General features: G+C 70.0%; 18 protein-coding genes. 4 read left to right on the top strand and 14 right to left on the bottom strand.

Annotated elements, in window-relative coordinates:
- Position 1 precedes the first annotated feature (1 nt).
- The 5 genes from yihA to rpmH form a co-directional block, all read right to left on the bottom strand.
- Complete coding sequence (gene yihA / locus H1Q64_RS03125; RefSeq protein ID WP_145674882.1) at positions 2-664, bottom strand: ribosome biogenesis GTP-binding protein YihA/YsxC; 663 nt, start codon at positions 662-664, stop codon at positions 2-4.
- Positions 665-808: 144 nt separating this feature from the next.
- A complete protein-coding gene (gene yidC, locus H1Q64_RS03120; protein WP_237904339.1) occupies positions 809-2548 on the bottom strand; it encodes a membrane protein insertase YidC in 1740 nt (579 codons plus the stop codon).
- Positions 2549-2575: 27 nt separating this feature from the next.
- Positions 2576-2896: a membrane protein insertion efficiency factor YidD gene (yidD, locus tag H1Q64_RS03115; protein WP_079285227.1), complete on the bottom strand. Its 321-nt coding sequence runs from the start codon at positions 2894-2896 to the stop codon at positions 2576-2578.
- Positions 2893-3360, bottom strand: coding sequence for a ribonuclease P protein component (rnpA, locus tag H1Q64_RS03110; protein ID WP_237904338.1), 468 nt, complete (start codon positions 3358-3360; stop codon positions 2893-2895). The genes yidD and rnpA overlap by 4 nt, the downstream gene beginning before the upstream one ends.
- Before the next feature lie 5 nt (positions 3361-3365).
- A complete protein-coding gene (rpmH, locus tag H1Q64_RS03105) occupies positions 3366-3500 on the bottom strand; it encodes a 50S ribosomal protein L34 (RefSeq protein ID WP_014239280.1) in 135 nt (44 codons plus the stop codon).
- A gap of 290 nt (positions 3501-3790) precedes the next feature.
- On the opposite strand from rpmH, the gene H1Q64_RS03100 reads away from it, so the two are divergent.
- Positions 3791-5233 carry a hypothetical protein gene (locus H1Q64_RS03100; RefSeq protein ID WP_237904337.1) on the top strand — a complete coding sequence of 481 codons (1443 nt, stop codon included), beginning with the start codon at positions 3791-3793 and terminating at the stop codon, positions 5231-5233.
- A gap of 33 nt (positions 5234-5266) precedes the next feature.
- Here the strand turns inward: H1Q64_RS03100 and H1Q64_RS03095 are convergent, their stop codons facing one another.
- Genes H1Q64_RS03095 through H1Q64_RS03080 form a run of 4 tightly spaced genes read right to left on the bottom strand, consistent with a single transcriptional unit; the run spans position 5267 to position 9844 of the window.
- Complete coding sequence (locus H1Q64_RS03095) at positions 5267-6190, bottom strand: glycosyltransferase family 2 protein (protein WP_237904336.1); 924 nt, start codon at positions 6188-6190, stop codon at positions 5267-5269.
- Positions 6190-7209, bottom strand: a complete 1020-nt coding sequence (locus H1Q64_RS03090) for a glycosyltransferase (protein WP_237904335.1) — start codon at positions 7207-7209, stop codon at positions 6190-6192. The genes H1Q64_RS03095 and H1Q64_RS03090 overlap by 1 nt, the downstream gene beginning before the upstream one ends.
- A 29-nt stretch (positions 7210-7238) precedes the next feature.
- Positions 7239-8420 (bottom strand): hypothetical protein, encoded by a 1182-nt coding sequence (locus H1Q64_RS03085; RefSeq protein WP_237904334.1) that lies wholly within the window; start codon positions 8418-8420, stop codon positions 7239-7241.
- Complete coding sequence (locus H1Q64_RS03080; RefSeq protein ID WP_237904333.1) at positions 8417-9844, bottom strand: hypothetical protein; 1428 nt, start codon at positions 9842-9844, stop codon at positions 8417-8419. Before H1Q64_RS03080 ends, H1Q64_RS03085 begins: the two co-directional genes overlap by 4 nt.
- Before the next feature lie 278 nt (positions 9845-10122).
- On the opposite strand from H1Q64_RS03080, the gene H1Q64_RS03075 reads away from it, so the two are divergent.
- The 3 genes from H1Q64_RS03075 (at position 10123) to H1Q64_RS03065 (ending at position 12669) form a co-directional block, all read left to right on the top strand.
- Positions 10123-11394, top strand: a complete 1272-nt coding sequence (locus tag H1Q64_RS03075) for a right-handed parallel beta-helix repeat-containing protein (protein WP_237904332.1) — start codon at positions 10123-10125, stop codon at positions 11392-11394.
- A 155-nt stretch (positions 11395-11549) separates the two neighbouring features.
- Positions 11550-12074 (top strand): hypothetical protein, encoded by a 525-nt coding sequence (locus tag H1Q64_RS03070; protein WP_237904331.1) that lies wholly within the window; start codon positions 11550-11552, stop codon positions 12072-12074.
- Positions 12075-12078: 4 nt separating this feature from the next.
- Complete coding sequence (locus H1Q64_RS03065; protein ID WP_237904330.1) at positions 12079-12669, top strand: demethoxyubiquinone hydroxylase family protein; 591 nt, start codon at positions 12079-12081, stop codon at positions 12667-12669.
- 6 nt (positions 12670-12675) lie between these two features.
- Here H1Q64_RS03065 and H1Q64_RS03060 read toward each other — a convergent pair whose 3' ends face one another.
- From H1Q64_RS03060 to H1Q64_RS03040, 5 genes are read right to left on the bottom strand one after another with little or no spacing between them, the layout of a single operon-like run.
- Positions 12676-13824: a glycosyltransferase family 4 protein gene (locus tag H1Q64_RS03060; RefSeq protein ID WP_237904329.1), complete on the bottom strand. Its 1149-nt coding sequence runs from the start codon at positions 13822-13824 to the stop codon at positions 12676-12678.
- Entirely contained in the window at positions 13824-15023 is a 1200-nt protein-coding gene (locus tag H1Q64_RS03055) for a glycosyltransferase family 4 protein (protein ID WP_237904328.1), read from the bottom strand. Before H1Q64_RS03055 ends, H1Q64_RS03060 begins: the two co-directional genes overlap by 1 nt.
- Positions 15020-16291, bottom strand: a complete 1272-nt coding sequence (locus H1Q64_RS03050) for a glycosyltransferase family 4 protein (protein ID WP_237904327.1) — start codon at positions 16289-16291, stop codon at positions 15020-15022. The genes H1Q64_RS03055 and H1Q64_RS03050 overlap by 4 nt, the downstream gene beginning before the upstream one ends.
- A gap of 6 nt (positions 16292-16297) precedes the next feature.
- Positions 16298-17272, bottom strand: coding sequence for a GDP-L-fucose synthase family protein (locus H1Q64_RS03045; protein ID WP_237904326.1), 975 nt, complete (start codon positions 17270-17272; stop codon positions 16298-16300).
- 14 nt (positions 17273-17286) lie between these two features.
- On the bottom strand, positions 17287-18285 hold the full coding sequence (locus H1Q64_RS03040) for an NAD-dependent epimerase/dehydratase family protein (protein ID WP_237904325.1): 999 nt from the start codon (positions 18283-18285) through the stop codon (positions 17287-17289).
- Between the last annotated feature and the right edge of the window lie 80 nt (positions 18286-18365).

Raw genomic sequence — 18365 nt, 5'->3', positions numbered from 1 at the left:
GTCATCCCAGGCTGGCGAGCTGGGCGAGGCTGGCCCGCAGCTCGGCGATCCCCTGGCCTTTCTCGGCACTGGTGGCGTGGATCTCCGGGAAGGCGGCGGGGTGTTTCTTGATGGCCGCCACGGTGCGCTTGCTCACCTCGGCCAGCTCCTGCGACCGCACCTTGTCCGACTTGGTCAGGACGACGACGTAGGGCACCGCCGCCTGATCGAGCATCGTCATGATCTCCTCGTCGTTGGGCTTCAGCCCGTGGCGCGAATCGACCAGCACCAGCGCCCGGCGCAGCGTGACGCGGCCGCGCAGGAAGCGGCGGACCATGTCGTTCCAGATCTCGATCTTCTCCTTCGACTCCTTGGCGTAGCCGTAGCCGGGCATGTCGACCAGCTTCAGCCGGTTGCCGAGGTTGAAGAAGTTGAGCTGTTGGGTGCGGCCCGGCGTGTTGGAGGTGCGGGCCAGCGTCTTGCGCCCGGTCAGCGCGTTGACGAGGCTGGACTTGCCGACGTTGGACCGCCCGGCGAAGGCGACCTCCGGCAGGTCGGCCTCCGGCAGCTGCTCCGCCGTCTGGGCGCCCCAGATGAAATCGCATTCCTTGGCAAACAGAAGCCGCCCCGCTTCCAGGGCCTCCTCGTCGAAACCGGAGATCGGGGAGTTGCTGGAAGAGGTCATGGACGGCGCTTTCGAAAGACACGGGGTACGGATGATCGTGACCGGCCCAAAACATAACCGCCGGCAAACGCCCGTCAAGGGAGGCGCTTGCCGGCGGTCAATGCCCTGAAGTCAGGGAGGCCGGGTGTCAGGTGGAACGGACCCTCAGGTCACCTTCACACCGTCCTGCCGCATGATGATCCACTGCTGGGCGATGGACAGGGTGTTGTTCCAGGCCCAGTAGATCACCAGACCAGCCGGGAAGCTGGCGAGCATGAAGGTGAAGATGATCGGCAGGAACTGGAACACCTTCTGCTGCACCGGATCGGGCGGTGCCGGGTTCAGCTTCTGCTGGAAGTACATGGTGATGCCCATGATGATCGGCCACAGGCCCAGCATCAGGATGTGCGGCGGCTGCCACGGGATCAGACCGAACAGGTTGAAGATGGTGGTCGGATCGGGCGCGGACAGGTCGTGGATCCAGCCGAAGAACGGCGCGTGCCGCATTTCGATGGTCACGAACAGCACCTTATACAGTGCGAAGAAGACCGGGATCTGGATCAGGATCGGCAGGCAGCCCGACACCGGCGAGACCTTCTCGCGCTTGTAGAGCGCCATCATCTCCTGGTTCAGGCGGACCTTGTCGTCGCCGAAGCGGTCGCGCAGCTCCATCATCTTGGGCTGCAGCTTCTTCATCTTGGCCATCGCGTGATAGGACTTGTTGGCCAGCGGGAAGAAGGCCGCCTTGACGATCACGGTGAAGACCAGGATGGCGATGCCGAAGTTGCCGAACAGGCGGCCCAGCAGATCCAGCCCGTAAAAGAACGGCTTGGTCAGGAAGTAGAACCAGCCGAAGTCGATCGCCAGGTCGAAGTTGGCGATGCCCAGCTTGTCCGAATACTCGTCCAGCAGGCGGACCTGCTTGGCGCCGGCGAACAGGCGGTCGGTCAGCTCGATGGTGGCGCCGGGGGCGACCTCCACGGCCTTGCCGAGCGTGTCGACCTGATAGCGGTCGGCGGCGCCGGGGGCGGAGTGGACGAAGCGGGCGGTGATCGGGGCCTTCTGGTCGGGGACCAGCGAGACCAGCCAGTACTTGTCGGTGATGCCGATCCAGCCGCCGGTCGACTGGGCGGAGATGGTGCCGGCCTTGCGCAGGTCGTCGTACTTGTGCTCGTTCAGCTTGCCGTCGAAGACGCCGAGCGGGCCTTCATGCAGGATGTAGTAGCCGTCGGTGTGCGGCGTGCCGGCGCGGCTGACCAGGCTGTAGGGCAGCAGGCTGACCGGGGCGGAGCCGGTGTTGCGCACCTTCTGGGTGATCGTGAACATGAAGTTCGGATCGACCGCGATGGTCCGCTCGAACACCAGACCCTTGCCGTTGTCCCAGGTCAGGGTCAGCGGCTGGTCCGGCGTCAGCGCGGTGCCGGCGGCGGTCCAGCGGGTGTCGGCGCCGGGAACCGGCTGTGACTTGTCCTCCGGAACCCAGCCGAACTCGGCATAGTAGGCCTCGGGCGTGCCGGCGGGGGCCAGCAGCACGATTTCCGGGCTCTTGGGATCGGGGGTGACGCGGTAGTCGGCCAGCGTCAGGTCGTCGATGCGGCCCCCAACCAGATTGACCGATCCGTGCAGCGACGGCGTGTTGATCTTGACGCGCGTTCCGGCGGCCATCTGCTCGGCGAGCAGGCCGGCGCGGTCGCGGACCGTGGCGGGAGCCGCCGTGCCGGGCACCGAACCGGGAGCGGCGCCCGGAGCGGGCGCGGCGCCGGGGGCGACCGACTGCTCCGTCTGGGCGGCCTGCTGCGCAGCCTGCTGCTGCTTCACCCGGGGTCCATCGTAGAAATACTGGAATCCCAGGAGGATGGCGATCGACAGAGCGATCGCGAGGATGAGGTTGCGTTGATCGGTCATGGCATCCCGGTTGCCGTGGGCCTTCTGTTAAGAAGGGGGCCGAACGCCGGTTTTCAGGCCGGCATGCGAATTGCTGCATCGATGCGCCGCGTCGTCCGGCCCGTGCGAACAGCGGGTGGACCGCCCCGGCTCGGGCACGGGATCATATCCCCACCCGCCCCAGGGATGGCAGCGCAGAAGCCTCCGGACGGTCAGCCAACTGCCCCGGATCGCTCCGTGCTTAGATAGCGCATCCAGCGCATAGTTTGAACAGGTCGGCTGAAATCGGCAGTGCCACCCGATGAAGGGCGACAGGGTCCACTGATAGCCGACCACGAGCGCGCGCAGAAAATAGGCGAGCGGGCTCACGCGCCGACCTCCCCGCCGCCGGAACCGTTGCCGGTTCCGCCGTTGGGTTTGACGGCGTTTGGCCCGCCATTCACCTCGTTCTTGGACGCATCGCGCCACAGACCAAGGCGTTTCAGCGCCGCGATCAGATCGCCGAGCAGCTCCGTCCACGGCCGTTCGGCCGTCGCGGCGCGGGCCACCAGCACGAAATCGTGACCGGGGGCCGCGTGGGCGATCAGAATTTGACGGGCCGCTTCGCGAAGGCGGCGGCGTGCGCGATTGCGCACGACCGCGTTCCCCACTTTGCGGCTCGCCGTCAGGCCAAGACGAATCGGCGGCTCGCCAGGGGCGGGCCGCTGCCGTTCGTCGTGTCGGCGCACCTGCAGGATAAGGCCGGGAGCCACATGCTTGCGCCGTGTACCGGCCACGGCCAGAAACTCCGGCCGCCGCTTCAGGCGCCCGACCCTGGGGTCCGGCGCCGCCATGCGTATCAGGCGCTCAGGACACTGCGGCCCTTGGCGCGACGGCGGGCAATCACCTTGCGGCCACCGACGGTCGCCATGCGGGCGCGGAAGCCATGCCGGCGCTTGCGCACGATTTTGCTGGGCTGGAACGTGCGTTTCACGGCACCATACTCCTCGATCTCAGGGCAAAAAATGAGCCCCGCTGTATAGAGGTACCGACCCCCGGAGTCAATCACGCGCTGCCACCCAAGCGTGGGAAATATTCTCCGTTCGGATGGGCGAAGGCAAGAAGGGTGGCGCAAAGGAGGGTGAAAAGGGGTAGGGCCCTGCCTCCCTTGCCGTGCGGCGTGTTTACCCCCTGACATTCGCGAAAGGTCCGGGGGAAGTCGGCATGCTGCACCGGCGGCAATTCATCGTGTCCAAAAACACCCACGCGCTCCGTCCGGATTGGGTGAGCCGTGACATCGGCGGGCTCGTCCTGTCCCATTGTCCCGATCTGCCGGTCCAGCGTGTGCTGGGCGCCGACAAGACGGTCTGGCATCTGCTGGGGCTTCCCGTGCAGACCGATCCGGCGCGCCCCGATCCGGTGGAGGCGCTGGCCGCGTCCCGCGCCGGGGACATCGCGGAGCTGTCCCGTTCCTGGACGGGACGTTGGCTTTTGCTCAACAACCGTGCGGTCCATCTCGACACCGGCGGGACGCTCGGCTGCTTCTACGGGATGGTGGACGGCGCGCTGACGCTCACCTCCAGCGCCGGGGTTATGGCCGAGCTGCTGGGAGAGGAGGCGAGCTTCCGCCGTCCGCTGGCGCACGAGGCCGGGCTGGACTGGTACCCGCTGCCCGGCTCGGGGCTGGCGGGGGTGCGCCGGCTGCTGCCGACCCAGGTGCTCGACCCCGCCCGCCCGATGGACGATCCGGGCTTCCTGACCTTCCGCCGGCCCTTTCCGGCAATTCCGCCGGGCTTTTCCGATTCGCTGGCCTATGAGCGGATGGAATCCATCCTGGTCACCGCCATCCGCAACCTGCACCGCAGCCTGTCGGGACCGGAGGGCGGCAACCGCCCGCTGATGCTGCAGCTCACCGCCGGCTACGACACGCGGCTGCTGCTGGCCGCCGCGCAGAAGGCCGAGGTGCCCTTCGCCACCTTCACCTTCGACCACCGCGACCTGACGCCGGGCGACCGCAAGCTCCCGCCGAAGCTGGCCCAGCTGGCCGGGGTGGAGCATCATTTGATCCCCTGTCCGCCGCTGGACGCCCAGCGCGCGCGGGACTACGCCGCCCACACCGGCGGTCACACCGCGGCGATGGACGGAGAGTTCTACGCCAACGGCGCCTGGGACGGCGTGCCGGAGGGCGCGGTGGTCCTGCACGGCGGCGTTTTCGAGGTGGCGCGCTGCTTCTATTGGGGGCAGATCCCGCCGGGCCTTGCCGCCGACGGCGAGGACACCGCCGCCCGAATCTTCGATGCCTTCCGCGGCAAGCTCTACAACCCGCCGTCCCATTGCGAGGCGCTGCGCGAGTGGCTGGCCTGGGTGGCGCGGACGCCGGACGTGTTGCCGGGCGGCGCGATGGATTTGCGCGACCGCTTCTATTTGGAGCAGAGGGTGGCCGGCTGGCTGTCGGCCATCGACCAGGGGGTGGACCTGACCGGGCGGCAGCTCTTCCAGGTCGGCAATTGCGCGGACTTCCTGGCAATCGCCCTGGCCATGCCGGTGGACGTCCGCCGCTCCAGCCAGCATCAGGCGGAGCTGATCCGCCGCATGGCCCCCGACCTGCTGAGCGAGCCGATCAACCCGCCGCAGCCCGCCGTGCTGCGCCAGCTGCGCAAGCTGCCGCGCCGCCTGAACAAGCTGCGCACGGCGATCGGGCACCATCTGGCGCGGACGTCGGCGTAGGGGAGGGGTTCAGGGGGGCGGCTTGCCCCCACCCTAACCCTCCCCCGCTGGGCGGGGGAGGGAATTGTGGCTTGGCGTCGGGTCGGATTGGGGAAGGCCGGGTGCGGCCGTTTTGGACAGGTGCAGCCAGCGGCGGTAGGCATCCTCGCTCACGGGGGCGCGGTGCTTCAGGCCGATGCGCAGGATCTCCGGCAGGGCCAGCAGAACCTTCAGGTCGGTCAGCCGCGGGCCGTGGCGCAGGTTCTTCCAGCTGTTGCCGATCCAGCTCCGCGCGAAGCGCCAGGGCAGCAGGCCGGCGGGGCAGCGGGCCACCTCGCGGATCAGGTCGTTGCGGTGGTTGTAGAAACGCTCCAGCCCCGGCTTGCGGCCCTTCTCGCTCTTGTCGTGATAGACCATGACGCCGGGCAGGGCGACCACCCGGTGGCCGGCGCCGACCAGCCGCAGGCAGCGGTCCTTCTCCTCCCCCTGGCGGTACAGCTCCGGCATGTAGAGGCCGACGGCGGCGACTGCGCTGCGGCGTAGCAGATGGCCGCAGCCGACGTACCAGGGCGCGTCGAAGGGATCGGCCTGCCGCGGGAAATAGACCAGCCCGTCGCGCGTCTCGATGTTGCAGGCCACCGCCGCCACGTCGGCGTGCGTCTCCATATAGGCCACCGTCCGGGCGAGGCCGTCCGGCTCGGCGAACCAGGAATCGTCGTCCACCGACAGCACGTAATCGCCCGTCGTGTTCACAAAGCCGAAGTTGCGGGCGTAGATCAGTCCGGCGTTGTGCGGCAGACGGACGTAGCGGACGGTGGGGAACTCCCCCCGCACCATGGCGTCGGTGCCGTCCGTGGACCCGTCGTCCACCACCAGGATCTCCGCGACGGGGTGCGTCTGGGCGAGCAGGAGGGACAGCGCGGTGCGCAGCTCCGGCGCGCGGTTGAACGTGGCGATGACGGCGCTGACGGTGGGCATCAGGCGACCTCGCTGGAGGAGGACGAGGCGGTGCGCGGCCGCTTGGGCAGGGGGAGCCGGACCGGCGGGCGCTTCAGCTCCTCCGGATACTCGTCGCGCAGGCCGGACAGGTAGCTGTCCAGGAAGACCTGCAGGCCACGGAAGTCCCGGTTCACCAGATAATGGGCGGTGTATTTGGCGATCATGCGCGGGATCACCCCGGCCTTCTCGTAGTTGGCGTGGATATAGCCCATGTTGCGGAAGAAATGCGGCGCCCGGTCGGCCCGCATCGTCTCCACCGTGCCCAGCCGGCCGCCCAGCACCTTGTGCTCCGTCCGCGACATGCCCGGGTGGACGTGGAGGGCCTTGACCGCCGTGCCGACCTTCAGCCCGGCGCGGCGGGCGCGCAGAGTGAACTCGTACTCGTCGCCCCAGATGAACATCTCGCGCTTCACGTTGCCGATCCGCTCGAACACCGCCCGCCCGATCAGCGTGCCGTTGAACAGGGCGATGGTGCCCGGCGCCAGCCCGTCCACCGCCCGCGCCATCAGGCTGTCGGGGTCGCGGGTGCCCTGCATGGGGAAGGCCAGGGTGGAGCGGTCCTCCGCCGCAAGCACCAGCGGGCCGACCATGGACAGGCCGTGGTGCCGCGCCTGGGCCAGCAGCTCGGCCAGCGCGCCGGGCTGCGGGATGCCGTCGTCGTCGGTGCTCCAGATCCAGCGGGCGCCGAGGCCAAGCGCCGTCTCAAAGGCGGTGTGGTAGGCGCCGGCGGATCCGCAATTGGCCTGCCGCACCACGACCAGCGCGTCACTCCACTCCTCCGCCTGCGCGGCCAGCCACTCTGGCGTGCCGTCGCTGGAGCCGCTGTCCACCACCACCAGCCGCTCCGGCCGCGGCTGCTGTCCGAGGATCGCCGCGACGCAGGTGGCCAGAAGCGGCAGGCGGTTGTGGGTGACGACGATCGCCACGACGCCGTGGGCAATGTCCGTCGAAGCGATGTCCGCCGGGACGCTGTTTGCCGAAAATTGGTCCTGAGCCATGGTTGGGCGGTTCCTCCTGGTCCTGTCCATCAGTCGGTTTGGGTGCGGGGGGTGGCGCAGTCGCCCTGGCCCGGCCGGCAGGGCAGGATGGCGACGTCGGGCGACGGATCGGTGGCGCCGGACAGCACGCCCAGCCGCCCCAGCGTGCGGGCGACCGTCCGCGCCGCGTAGAGCTGCCCCTCCAGCCCCCAACGGCTGCCGTTGGGTGCGTAGAGGTCGCGCACACCGCCGGCGGCCAGCGCCGTCAGGCCAGCGGCCAGCGGCACCGCCTGAAGCGTCGGGTCGGCAGCCAGCACCTCGTCCACCGCGGACCGGTGGGGTGGGGAGGTGAGCAGGAAATCGGCGTAGACCGTTCCCTTGTCCGGCGCGACCAGCAGCAGGAAGCGCGTCGCCCCGTTGGACTCCACTGCGTCCTGGATTGCGTGCAGCCCGGCGCGGCGCTCCTCCAACAGACGGCGGTCGGTGCGCCAGGGCTGGAAATCCTCCGCGTGGAAGAGGGTGGTCGTCGCGGCGGCGGAGCTGAACAGGCCCGCATAGGCCAGCGCCCGCTCCTCCACCGGGCCGTCGGTGACGTTCAGCAGCGTGCGCGGCAGCGCCTTGACCAGCAGGTCGAGCGCGTGGCCGACCGGCGGCGGGTTCCAGGCCTGGGCGCGGGTGCGCTCCATGGCGCGTGGCTGGCGGTTGAGGGGCTGGACGGCGAGGGGGCGCGGCGTCGTCACACCGTGGGGGCGGGGGGTGGTGACGGTGGACAGGTCCAGCCCGCCGACGGACTCCCCCAGGTCGCGCTCCGATAACTGCAGGATCACCACGCGCGGCGGGTGTTCCCGGAAGTCGGGGGAGGCCAGATAGGCGGCCAACGGCGCGGCGCCCGCGGCCCGCACGCCGACGGTCAGGCCGGTCAGGTTGCGCAGATGGTCGGTCCAGTAACGGCCGTAGCGGCCGTGGCGCTCTTCCGCCTCGGGGCGGGAAAAGCCGTCGCCGAACACCAGCACGTCGTAGGAGGCGCCGGGCCGTGCCGCCTCGGCGAGCGGCGGCACGAAGATCGCTTGCGGTGCCTTGGGGCCGAATCGGTTCTCCGCATAGCCGCCCAGCTCCGTCAGGTCGCCGTCGGGCGGATCCAGCGCGAAGGCCAGCGGCAGGACCAGGGCGGCGGCCAGGGCCAGCCCGCGCAGAAGGATCCTGTCCAGCCCGCCCCTCACCGGTCGCCTCACGCCCGGTCCGCGGGGAACCGGACGCCGGGCAGGCGGAAGGCGGGCTTGTGGAAGACGGACATGCGGCTTTGGGCGAGCGGCGACCCGGCGGAGTCACCGATCCACAGGCGCAGCGCCTTGGTCGCGCCGATCCACAGAAGGATGGGCAGCAGCGAGAAGAAGCCGAACTTGACGATGGTGATGTTGCCGTCGCGATACCATTGCAGCGACAGCGGGATGAAGGCGCAATAGAACAGCACCGCGTAGCGGTTGGTGAACCCCGACTCCCAGAACCAGCGGTGCAGCCGGCCCAGGATCAGCCCGACCACCACCATGGTGACGATCACGCCGATCCAGCCCGCGCTCATCCAGCCGTCGCCGGCCAGCGAGGTGGTGAGGTTGGAGAAGTTGCCGAAATCGTGCAGCGACACCCATTTGACCGGCGCGCCGATCGGCTTGTCCGGCCACAGCATGCGCGGGATCGGCTCGGTGAAGAGCTGAAGATACTGGGTGAACCAGGTGTAGGTCCCCGACTGCTGCGGCACCGCCCACAGGATGAAGGCCAGGAAGTCGAAGTTGGCGATGTCCTGGTTCGACACGCTCTCCACGAAGGAGCCCTCGCCGCCCTGGAAGATGCTGAACAGCTTGCCCGGGCTCTCGGTACCGGCCAGAACGCCGCGCAGGAAGTCACGGTTGTTGCCCAGCGTGTGGAACAGCAGCAGCACCGGCAGGCCGCAGGCGAGCTGCCACCAGCGGAACCACTTGGTGCGCGTGTGGTAGAGGATCAGCAGCACCATGCCCAGCACGCCCATGATGATCGCCCAGCGCCCCCAGCCCAGATAGGCGCGGTAGCTGACGAAGGCGATGAAGGGGATGAAGGACAGCGGGTGGAAGCGGCTGACCCAGATGATGCCCAGCGTCAGCGGCAGGCCCATCGAATGGGCCTCGGCGATGTAGCCGGTGGTGTTGACGTAGACCGGCTGGCCGGTCAGCGGGTCGCGCTCCATCTGCACGTCGCCGGTGCCGGTGAAGTCGGCGCCGTCCTGGCGCAGGATGGCCGAATAGATGGCCAGTGGCCCCAGCGCCGCCACGGTCAGGGCGAAGGCGGTGATGTCCAGCCGGTCGAAGGTGAAGGTGGGCGCCCGGCTGAAATCCGGCTTCACCCGCCCGGCCCAGCCGCAGGCGGCGGAGAAGGCGACGAGCGCGACCGAACTGACCGTCAGCGACTTCACGAACTCCGCCGCACTCGGCCAATAGCCCATGAACAGCCAGGCGTTGTCGATGCCGAAGCCATGGACCAGCAGCGGTCGGATCACGAAGACCAGCGTGTGGAAGATCAGATAGTAGGTCAGCGGGTGGAACATCGACGCGGTGCCGGTGCTGAGAAACACCACGGCGACCAGGGCCACCACCAGCACCTGCGCGATCAACGCCGTTTCGATCATGCCGGACTCCGCCTTACCTCGTGAACGCGCGTCACCGCCAGCCACGGCCCGTGGTGACGGCCGGTGGGGCGGTGTCGTCGTGCCGGCCTCCGGGAGCGAAGGCGGCACTCCGGGAAGCAACGCCGCCGGCCCCGGTCGGGTCCCCCCGTCCGGGAGCGCAGACGGCGAGGGCCGTCCGGTCAGGGCTATCCGCGCCACGCCTTCGAGGCACCCCGTCCGCGCTTTTGCTTCATCCGCCCCCCGCCGCCAGTTTCGCTGGGGTGCGGAACGGAGATGATATGACGCGCCGGATTCCTGGACTCTTCGCGGGCGGGCTGTTGTGGCTGGTCCTGTTGCTGGCTGGTCCCACCCCGTCCTTTGCGGCGGAGCCGGCGATCCACGTCTCCCCCCAGGGCGACGATCGCTGGTCCGGACGGGTCGCCGCCTCCACCCCGGACGGACGGGACGGCCCGGTCGCCACGTTGGCCCGCGCGGTGGAGGAGGCGCGCAAGCGCGGGCTGCATCTGATCCTGTTGCGCGGCGGCACCCACCGGCTGACCGACACGGTGACGCTGGGTCTGGAGGATTCCGGGCTGCGCATCGCCGCCTTTCCCGGTGAAACCCCGATCCTGTCGGGTGGGGAGGTGGTGACGGGCTTCAAGGCGGAGCGGGATGGCGTCGTCTCCGCCCCGCTGGCGCGCGAGCCGGGGCTGGACGTGACCGCCGCCGGGGTGCGGCTGCGCGCGGCGCAGAGCGGCGCCTTCGACCCGCAGGACCCGATCCGCAGCGGCTGGTTCGTCGCCCAGCAGACCAAGGGCGGCGGTGACAAGCGGCAGTTCCGCTTTCCGCCCGGCACCGTCCAGGCGGCCTGGGCGGTCCCCGGCGTGCGCGTCCAGGCGCTCGACCGCGAGCGGCAGGCCGACGACATCCGCGGCATCGAGCGCATCGACCGCAGCGGCACGCTGGTCCTCGACCGCGACGGCTGGTACCCGTTCCGCGACGGCAGCACCTTCCGCCTGCTCGGCCATCCCGACTTCCTGAAATTCCCCGGCCAGTTCGCCTGGAGCGCCAAGGACCGGCGCCTGCTGCTCCGCCCCCACGACCCGGCGGGCTTCGCCCGCGACGGCGAGGCGGTGGTGGCCCGCACCGCGCCGCTGATCCAGGCGGAGAAGGCGGATTCCATCACCCTCGACGGGCTGTCCTTCGCCGACGTGCCCTACAACGGGGCGGCGGTGCGGCTGGCCGGCGGTTCGGGGCACCGCGTCCTCGACAACCGCTTCTCCGCCGTCGGAACCGGCGTGCTGCTGGTCGGCGTCGCGGACAGCGAGGTGCGCGGCAACCGGCTGGAGCATCTGGGGCGCAGCGGGATCGAACTGACTCCGGGCAGTGCCGGCAACCGGATCATCGCCAACACCATCCGCCATGTCGGCGAAGTGAACCTCTACAGCGCCGGCATCATGACGGCCGGGGTGACCCGCACCCAGATCGCCCACAACGACATCCGGCACGCCGCCCGCTACGGCATCTCCATGAAGAACTGGAACCCGGAGACGAAGAACACCGACAACTGATCGAGTACAACCGCATCCGCGACGTCGGGCGGGAGACCGCCGACCTCGGCGCCATCGAGACGCTGGGGCGCAGCGACATCGACACCAAGCTGGTCATCCGCTTCAACGACATCCGGGGAACCGGCGGGATCGCCACCGACGCGGCGGGGCGCTGGATGACCCGCTACAAGGGCTTCGGCGTCTATCTGGACGACCTGACCAACGGCGTGCGGGTGGAGGGCAACTTCCTGGAGGACACTGGCTGGGCGTCGGTGTTCATCCATGGCGGCGACGGCAACCGGGTGGAGAACAACATCGCCGTGCTGACCGACGAGCGCGACCGCTTCCTGCGCTTCGAATGGGTGCCGAAGGCGGGGACGGCGGGCTTCCTGCGCGACAACGAGGCCAGCCGCAACCTGATCCACGCCCGCGTCCCGGTGGAGCAGCTGGTGACCGCGCTGACCGGCGGCGAGTACCGGCTGGAGAACAACATCTTCGACCGTCCGGGCCGCGGCCTGCGCGCGCCGGGGGCGCCCACGGAACGGACGCAGGCGCGCTCCGTTCAGGGAGGCAACCAACCGGACCCCTATTTCATGAACCCGTCGAAGGACGATTACCGTCTGCGCCCGAACTCCCCCGCCCTGAAGATCGGCTTCCAAGAGCTTCCCTGGTCGCGCATCGGTCCGGAAGGGGCGCGCTGAGCCTGTGGACACGCTCAGTCCGTCGCCCGAGGCCCCGCCGTCTGCCACCATCGGGCTGGCGCCGCCGCAACTCGACCTGTCCGCCCTGCCGCCCCGCATCCTGCGCGAACTGCGTGCCAGCCATGTCGGCGAGACCGTGGCGGTGGCCCTCTACGATGGGGTCGCCGGCGCCACCAGCGATCCGGACGTCCTGCGCTTCGCCGCGTCCCACCGAAGGGTCGAGCGGCGGCACCTGCGGCTGTTCGAGGCGGTCCTGCCGTCGGAGAAGCGCAGCGCGCCCATGGCCTTCTGGCGCTGGTCGGGCCGGGTGATGGGCGGGCTGCCGGCTTGGCTCGGCCCATCCTATTTCTACGCGGTGGTCGCCGGGGTGGAAGCCTGGGTGGATGGGCATTACGCCCGGCAGATCGCCCTGGCGCGGCGGCTCGCCCCCGATCCGGACCTGTTGAATTTGCTGGAGGCCTGCCGCCTCGACGAGCGCCTCCACGCCCGCGACGCCGCCCGGCTGGACCCGGCACCGCCCTGGACCGCCCGCGCGCTGGCCGGGCTGGCGGTGTTCCTGTCCCGTGTGGGGGTGAGGGCGGCGCGCTGGGTGTGACGGCGCTCAACCCATGGCGCGTTTTGGCCGGACGGCGGTTCCGGCGGCTTCGGGCAGCGGGCCGGCGATGCGGTCGAGCAGCGCGTTGAGCCCGCTGTGCCCGGCCTCGTGGGCGGCGCGGGCGCGGGCGTGGGCCTGTTCGGAGGCGAGCGCCAGCGCGTCGCGGTCCTTGGCCCACAGGCGCAGCGCCGGCAGCACCGCCTGGATAAAGTCCCGGTCCTGCGGGACGAGGCCGGGACGGGGAATGTCGCTGCCGATGCAGCCGCGGTCATAGGCCAGCACCGGCACGCCCGCCGCCATCGCCTCGAACAGCACCAGCGGCTGCGCCTCGTTGCGGTAGCGGGTGGGGAAGACGAAGACGTCGATGTCGCGGTAGAAGGCCGCCTTGGCGTCGTCGTCCACCGGGCCGCGATACTCCACGTCGCCGTCGAAGGCCGCCAGCCCCGCCGCGACCAGCGCGTTGTCCATGCGTCCCAGCCCCGGTCCGGCCAGCACCAGCTTGACGTCGACCCCCTCCGACCGCAGGGCGCGCAGCAGGGTGAACAGCGTGTCCAGCCCCTTGTCGGCGCACAGGTTGGACAGGTGGCCGATGCGCAGCGGGCCGGATTTGCCATGGCGCGGGCGCGGCACCGGCGGGGTGAAGATGGCGTTGGACACGCTCATCGCCGTCTTCGCCGCCGGGTAGAGCGCCTGGAACCGCGCCTGCATGGCCGGGCAGAGCAGCACATGCATGCAGTCCGTGCCGGCGAGACGGGTCAGCAGGCTCATCCGCCAGGTCGGCTTGGAGATGGTGGCGAAGGAATGGTGGTGCAGCGTCCGTTCATAGCCGAACAGCCGCGCCGTTCCCGCCAGCGCCGCCGTGTAGAAGATCCCCAGCCCCGAATCGACGGGCATGTAGAAGCGCCGGCCGGGGATCGTCGCCCCGGCCGCCAGCCTCAAACCCGCCAGCAGAACGCGCATGGCCTTGGCCGTGTGGTAGCGCAAGCCGCCGCCGTTCCAGCCCGGCGACAGATCCGCGACCTCCACCGTGGCCTCCACCGGGCCGCGATCGCGCAGGCGGTCCAGCACCAGGGCGGTGACCCGGCTCATCCCGTCCATGGGCGGGGGAAGGCGGCCCGAGACGACGATGTGGGGGGTGATGCGGCGGTCGGTCATCAGGCTTCGCTTTCACGGGTGCCCTTGCGGGCGCTTTCATCGGTGCTTTGGGCAGCGTCTTTGCGGGCGCCCAGGCTGTGCAGGGCCTTCTCCACGGCTTCCGCGAAATAACCGGCGTCGGCCAGCGCCTGGAAGGGCCGTCCGTTGAGGCTGAGGCGGCGCCATTCCGCCTCGTCCGACGCGACGGACAGCATGTGGCGAGCCAGCCCCTCGGGGTTGTCGGGCTCGACGATGTGGCCGTTCAGCCCGCTGCGGATCAGCACGTCGCGGGCGCCGCACTGGTCGGACAGGATCGTCGGCACGCCCATCGCCAGCGCCTCGTTCACCACCAGCCCGAACTGCTCCTCCAGCGAGGGCAGCAGCAGGCACAGGGTGGAGCCGAGTGTCTCCGCGATCCCCTTCTCCTGAAGGAAGCCGCGGAAGATGATGTGCCCGTCCAGACCGCGCCGGCCGACCTCCGCCCGCAGGTCGGCCTCCAGCGGGCCGGAGCCGCAGAGGTGCAGGGGCCGCGCCGCGTCTCCGGCCAGCCGGCGGTAGAGGTCGTAGGCCTCGACCGCGCGGAACAGGTTCTTCTTCGGCACGAAGCGGGCGATGATCGTGAAGTGCCGCTCGGCGAAGGGCACGCCGTCCGGGGCCGGGGTCATGCCGGACAGCCGGCGCACCCGGTCCAGCGACAGGGTGTCGTAGCCGATGAACAGCCGGTCCTTGGGCAGGCCCAGGAAACGGTAGTAGTCGACGGTGCGATGGCTTCCCCCGATCGCCGCCTGATAGGGCTTGTAGAGCACGGACTTCAGCGCCTCGCGCCAGAGGACGCGCGGCTTGTCGTCGAACTTCGAGGCATTCATGTTGACGACGCGCCGGCCCATCAGCCGCATCGTCACCGCCAGGGCGAAGACGTCCGGCTCCTCGTAATGGCACAGGAAGACGTGGCTGGCTCCCGCCTTGCGGCATTCGCGCAGCAGCGCGCGGTAGACCTGGAAGGACGGGATGTCCGCCTTGGAGCGTCCGGGGAACAGCGTGACCTTGCGGAAATGCTGGCCCTCCCCGGTGGAGTCCCAGGCGTAGGTGTGGGACTTCGACCCGACTTCCAGACCGACCACGTCGTAGAGATGGCCGAGCCGCCGCCCGACCGCCTCCAGCCGGTCCATGTGGTAGGGGCCGAACATCTCCCAGGAAAAGACCAGGGCGGGCTTCGTCATGCGGCGTCGTCTCCCAGCAGCAGCGCGGCGTAGCGCGCCAGGACGGCGCTGCGGCTGGCGTTGCCCTCCACCCAGGCGCGGCCCCGGCGGCCCATGGCCGCGCTCCGGGCGGGATCGTTCAACAGGTCGGCCACAGCCTGCGCCATGGCCTCCGGCGCGTCGGGCGGGGTGCGCAGGAAGGCGTCGATCTCCGTCCCCAGCCGGTCGAGCGCCGAGCCCGGCAGGCAGGTGCAGACGAAGGGCCGTCCGGCGGACAGGATGGTCACCGCCTTGCCGGGCATGGCGAAGGCCGCCCCTTCGGGACGCTGCGGCACCAGATGCACGTCGCCCTCCGCCAAGCCCTCGCCGAGCCGGTCGGATGGAATCAGGGGGGCGAATTCCACGTTGGGCAGCGCCATGGCCTTGGCCTGGGCCTTCAACTCCTCCTCCAGCCCGCCCTGGCCGCGCAGCAGCACGCGGGCGTCGGGGCGCAGCGCGTGGAGGTGGCGGGCCATCTCCAGCACTTGGTCCAGCCCCTGCTTGCGGGCGAAGGCGCCGCTGTAGAGCACGGTCGGCGGCTGGCCTTCCGGTCGGGGCAGGGGGCGGACGGCCTCGGCATCGACATGGGGCGGAATCACGGTGATCGGCCGCCGCACGCCGAGGTTGCGCAGCACGTCGGCCATCGCCTCCGACAGCACGACGATGCCGTCGGCGCGGTTCAGCGCGGTGCGCTCCACCGCCTGGATGGCCTTCAGCGCGGCCCCGCCGCCCATGCCCAGCGCGCCGGCGAGGCCCGACTGGATGTCGTGGACGATGGCGATGTGCCGCCCGCCCGGCGCGCGGAAGCGGTCGGCGACGGCGACGCTGAAGATGGAGGGGCAGAGCGACAGCACCGCCTTGTGCCGCCCGACTCGCCCGCGGGCGCGCGCCGCCAGGAAGCCGGCGTGAAGCACGCCCTCATGGATCAGCCGGGCCTTCATGCCGCCGCCCTTCGGCGGGATGGTGAGCAGCCGCTCGATGCGGACGCCGTTCACGGTGCGGCGGTCCTCGGCCCCGTCGGCGTAGCCGTCGTAGATGGCCTGGCCGGGATAGTTGGGACGCGCGGTCAGCACGGTCATGTCCGTCCCCGCCGCGGCGAAGGCGGTGGCGAGGTCGGTCATCATCGGCGCGCTGCCAGCGGGCTCCGGCCAGTAACTCATCGCCACCAGCAGGACCGACGGCGGGAGTGCGGCCGGAGTGGCCGCCCCATCGGAGACTGGCGCGCGCAGGGGTGTGGAATCATCGGGCATCGGCAATCACTCCGCGGCTTCGCCAGTGGCGGTGGTCGCCTGGGGGACCGGCGGGGCGGCGTTCTCCAGGAACCACGCGTAGGTGCGGCTCAGCCCCTCCTCCAGCCCGACTTTGGGCCGCCAGCCGGTGGCGAACAGGCGCGACACGTCCATCAGCTTGCGCGGGTGGCCGTCCGGCTTGCTGAGATCCTGGGTAAGGGCGCCCTCGTAGCCGACCACCCCGCGGATCAGCCGCGCCAGATCGCCGATGGCGATGTCCTCGCCGGGGCCGACGTTGATGATGTCCTCCCCGTCGTAGCGTTCCATCAGATGCAGGCAGGCGTCGGCCATGTCGTCCACATAGAGGAACTCGCGCCGCGGCGTGCCGGTGCCCCACAGGGTGACGCTGGGCGCCTGCTCCATCTTCGCGTCGTGGAAGCGCCGGATCATGCCGGGGATGGCGTGGGAGCCCTCCGGGTCGAAATGGTCGCCGGGGCCGTAGAGGTTCGACGGCATGGCGCAGATGGCGTTGAAGCCGTACTGCCGCCGGTAGGCCTGGCACTGGGTGATTCCGGCGATCTTGGCGATGGCATAGGGCTTGTTGGTCGGCTCCGGCGGGCCGGTCAGCAGCGCCTCCTCCTTCAGAGGCTGCTCCGCGAACTTCGGGTAGAGGCAGGAGGAGCCGAGGAACAGCAGCTTCCTCACCCCCGCGCGCCAAGCCGCGTCGATGACGTTGGTCTGGATCAGCAGGTTGTCGCGGATGAAATCGGCGCCGAAGCGCTCGTTCGCCAGGATGCCGCCGACCTTGGCCGCGGCCAGGATCACGTAGTCGATCTTCTCCCGGTCGAAGAAGGCGCGCACCGCGGCCTGGTCGGTCAGGTCCAGCTCGTCGCGGCCGCGCAGCACGAGGTCGTCGTAGCCGCCCTCCACCAGACGGCGGACGATGGCCGACCCGACGAGGCCGCGGTGCCCCGCGACGAAGATGCGGCTGTTTCGCTCCATGAGTCTCGTGTCCCTTATTCGGCGGCGCTGGCGATCGGGGCGTCGCCGTCGCGGCTGCGGGCGGCGTACCAGTCCACCACGCCGGGCAGACCGTCCTTCAGCGGGATGCGCGGCGTGTAGCCGAGCGCGGAAAGGCGGGCGATGTCGGGGCTGCGCCGCTGGGTGCCGCCGGGGGCGGGCGGTCCGATCTGGATGTCCGCCACCCGCCCCAGCGCGGCGACGATCTGCCGGGCGAGTTCGGCGATGGAGATTTCCTCCGGGTTGCCGACGTGGTAGATGCCGAGGTGTTCCCCGCGCTCGATCACCGTCATGATGCCGTCCACCGCGTCGTCGATGTGGACGAAGGCGCGGGTCTGGGTGCCGTCGCCCTGGATAGGGAAGGGCACAAGAACCTCCGGGCTGCGGTCGATGGCGGCCACGGCGCGGCGCACGAACTCTGGCACCACATGCTCCCACCCCATGTCGGGGCCGTACACGTTGTGCGGGCGGAAGATGGCGACGCGGTCGAAGCCGGTGCGGCCCCAGTTGACGGCCAGAAGCTCCGAGATCAGCTTCGACCCGCCGTAGCTGTAGCGCGGGTTCAGCACGTCCGGCACGACCAGCGGGATGTCCTCCGGGGTCGGCACCATCGGCGGGGTCTGGTAGGCCTCGGAGGAGGAGGCGACGACGAGATCGCCCACCCCGTTCGACCGGCAGGCGTCCAGCACGTTCAGCATGCCGCGCACGCCGACGTCCAGCACCACCTCCGGCTTCTCGTAGAAGTGCTTGGTGCCGTTGACGGCGGCCAGATGCAGAACGCCATCGACGCCGCGCACAGCCCGATCCACCGCGACAGGGTCGCGGATGTCGCCGGACACGAATTCGACCGCGTCCACAGCGTCGCCGAGCCGGCGCGGGTGGCCGCGGGAGTTGTCGTCGAGCACGCGGACGCGGTGCCCGTCGCGCACCAGCCGGCGGACCAGGGCGGCGCCGATGAAGCCGCTGCCCCCGGTCACGAGATAATGTTTCGGCATTGTTCTTTCCTTAGGCGACAGCGTCAGGGGACGCTTCTTCAAGCGACGTTCCTTCAGGCGACGTTCCTTCAGGCGACATT

The sequence above is a fragment of the Azospirillum brasilense genome, assembly GCF_022023855.1.
GTDB lineage: Bacteria > Pseudomonadota > Alphaproteobacteria > Azospirillales > Azospirillaceae > Azospirillum > Azospirillum brasilense_F.
This window is presented reverse-complemented; position numbering and strand designations above follow the sequence as displayed.